Genomic DNA, 3,332 nt, shown 5'->3' on the forward strand with positions numbered 1-3,332 from the left:
TCCGGATAGGCCCGTGCGGTCGCGTTCGCCGACAGGACCACCGCCCGGTCGGCGGGTGACAGCGGAGAGGCGAGCATCCCGAGCGGTCGGTCCAGATCGGCCTCGGCCAGCGCATCGAGGCGCGCGGCGAGGTCGTCGAGGAGCGCTTGGGCGTCTTCCGCCGTGAGGCGGTCGGCGGCGTAGCTCAGGCGCAGGGCCAGCTGCGTCCCGTCGGGGGCGGCGTCGGGGTGGACGACGAGGGTGACGGGGTAGTGGGTGGTCTCGGCGACGATGGCCGGGCCGAGGCGCAGGCTGTGCGGGTCGGCCCGGTCCCCGTCTCTGACCCCGTCTCTGGCCCCTTCGCCGTCCTTGTGCCCTTCGCCGTACCGGCCGCGGCGTGCGGCGGCCAGGGCGGCGTCGACCGGATAGTTCTCGAACACCACGAGGCTGTCGAACAGCCCGCCCGCGCCCGCGGGGCCGGCCAGGCGCTGCACGGCGGCCAGCGGCAGGTGGCCGTGCTCGCGCAGGCCGAGATTGACCGCCTGCACCCACGCCAGCCACGCGCCGAGCGGCCGGGCGGGGTCGAGCTCCACGATCACCGGCAGGGTGTTGATGAACAGCCCGAGCACGGTCTCGGCGCCGGGCAGCTCCGCCGGGCGCCCGGCCACGGTCGTGCCGAAGGCGACCCGTCTCTGCCCGGTGCGGGCGGCCACGAGCTGCGCCCAGGCGGCCTGGACGCAGGTGTTGAGGGTGAGGTGCGCGGCCCGCGCCCGGGCGAGCAGCCGCCCGGCGGCGGCGGGCGGCACCCGGTGGCGGACCTCGCCGTGGCCGGCCGGGCGCTGCCGCTCGGGCGCGCCGGGCGCGTCGAAGGTCCCGGCGAGGCGGGTGGGGGCGTCGAGGCCGGCGAGGGCGTCCCGCCAGAAGCGCTCGGCGGTGCTGCGCGGCTGGCGGGCGAGCCAGGCGAGGTAGTCGGCAAAGCGCCCCGTGACCGGTTCGGGGGCCTGGCCGCGGTAGCGGGCGAGCACCTCGGCGACGAGGCGGGCGGTGCTCCAGCCGTCGAGGATCAGGTGGTGGACGGTGAGCACGAGGTGGTGGCGCGCCGGGCCGGTGCGCACGAGCGCGAGGCGCAGGAGCGGGGCCTGTGCGAGGTCGAAGGGCTTCGCGCGCTCGGCCGCGGCCAGGGCGGCGAGGCGGGTGGCGAGGCTGTCCTGGCGCGGAGTTCCGTCCGGCTTCTCGTCCGGCGTGCGGCCGGTCCAGTCGAGGCGGGTGAGGGGGTCGGGCACGGCATGCAGGACGGCCTGGAGGGGCGGGCCGTCGGCGGGGGCGAGGATGGCGGTGCGCAGGACGTCGTGTCGGGCGAGGGTGGCGCGGACGGCCTGGGCGAAGCGGTCGGGGTCGAGGGGCTCGAGGTCGAGCCGGACCTGGTTGCGATAGGCCTGGTCCTCGGGGGCGAGGCGGGCGTGGAAGAGCAGGCCCTCCTGCAGGGGGGTGAGCGGGTAGAGGTCGGCGAGGCTGTCGGGGTCGAGGGTACCCGCCGCGCGGGCATCGGCCAGGATTGCGTCGAGGCCGGGCTGGTCGAGGCGGGCCAGGGGCAGGTCGGCGGGGGTGGGCCTGCGCGGGGTGTCCGGGTCGGCGCAGTGGGCGATGAGGGCTTCGAGGGTGTGGCGGGTGTCGTGCGCGAGGGCGGCGATGGCGGTGGCGTCGTGGCGGTCCGGGCTGAAGCGCCAGGCGAGGTGGAGGCGGCCGCCGCGCACGAGGGCGGTGAGGGTGAGTTCGGCGCCGGCGGGGCTTTGGGGATCGCGCATGGGACCCGCGCTCTCGGGGGCGAGGGCGAAGGGGGCGTCGGGGTCGGCGCGGTCGGGGTCGATCTGGCCGAGGTAGTTGAGGAGGATGCCGGGCTCAGGGAGTTGGGCGATGCGGTCGCGCAGGTCTGGCTCGGCGCAGTGGCGCAGGAGGTCGTGGCTGAGGTCGGGCTGGGGCCGGGCGCGGCGCGCCTCCTTGACCCGGCAGAGGGCGCGACCGAGGGCGGCGCCGAGGGCGGCGGCGTCTGGCGGGAGGTCCGGTTCGCCGCCGAGCGGGTCGAGGCGCAGCGGCACCAGCGTGGTGAACCAGCCCACCGTCCGGCTCAGATCGTGACGGGGCAGGGGCGGGCCGTCCGGCGCGTCGGCCAGGGGTTCGGCGAGAGCGTCGGCCAGGGGTTCGGCGAGAACGTCGGCGAGGGCGTCGGCATCGCGCCCGTGGCGCTCGAGGGTCACGCCCACGGCCGTCCCGCCGCCGCGCCGCGCCAGCGCGACCGACAGGGCGGTGAGCAGGATCTCGTCGGGGCGGGCGCGGTAGGGCCGGCCGGCCCGGCGCAGGAAGGCGTCGGTGGTGTCCGCGTCGAGGCTGTCGGCGATCTCGGTCTGCGCGGACTCGACCTGGGGTGCATCGGGCCGGAGCGGCCGCAACGCGGCGGTGTGGCACGGGCCGCCGGCCTGCCGGTCCGCGAGCCGGCCCGCGAGCCAGCCCGCGAGCCAGGCCTGGCGGCGCCCGGCATATCCGGGGTGTCGGGCCAGGACGTCGAGGCTGCGGGCCCAGCCCGGGAAGCTCGTCGGCGGGGGCGCGAGCGGCCGGCCGGCGAGGGCTGCGGCGAGGTCGTGGATCAGGATGCGCCAGGACATGGCGTCGACGACGAGGTGGTGGGCGACGAGGAGGAGGCGCTGTGCGCCGTCCGGCGCGGGATCGACCAGGACGGCGCGCCAGACCGGCCCTTCGGCGAGGTCGAGGCTCGTCTGGGCCTGCGCGGCGAGGACCGCGAGGGCCGGCGCGTCGGCGGCCGCGCGCCGCCAGAGCGGGGGGGGCATCGCCGGTGCCCGACAGGTTTGGGCCCATGTCCCGTGCCCGTCCTGCGCGAAGCGCAGGCGCAGCGCGGGGTGGGCGGCCTCGACGGCCGCGAGGGCCTCGGCGAGGCAGTCCGGGTCGAGCGGCGTCCGCGGCACGAGCAGCACGGCCTGGTTCCAGTGACGGCGGTTCGGGACGGGGCTGTCGAGGAACCAGCGCTGGATCGGGGTCAGCGGTACCGGGCCGGCCTCGCGCGCCGGGTCGAGCGTCACGTCCACCGCTTCGTGTCCGGGCGGCGCGCCGTGAGCCTCCGCATGAGCGGCGAGGGCAGCCAGGCTCTGATGTGTGAAGAGGTCGCGCGGGGTGAGGGTCAGGCCGGCCTGTCGGGCGCGCGTGACGAGCTGGAGGGCGAGGATGGAATCGCCGCCGCGCTCGAAGAAGCTGTCGGAGCGGGCGATGGTGCCGGGCTCGGGCAGGCCGAGGACCGCGGCCCAGAGCGCGGCCAGGCGCGTCTCGGTCTCGCCGCGCGGCGG

At 77.5% G+C, this 3,332-nt stretch carries 1 protein-coding gene; it reads right to left on the reverse strand.

Features of this window, described 5'->3' with window-relative positions:
* Nucleotides 1-3,332: condensation domain-containing protein (locus BLT59_RS30345; protein WP_244514213.1), on the reverse strand; the 3,332-nt coding region annotated here is incomplete at both ends.

It is taken from the genome of Methylobacterium sp. UNC378MF (assembly GCF_900103195.1).
GTDB lineage: Bacteria > Pseudomonadota > Alphaproteobacteria > Rhizobiales > Beijerinckiaceae > Methylobacterium.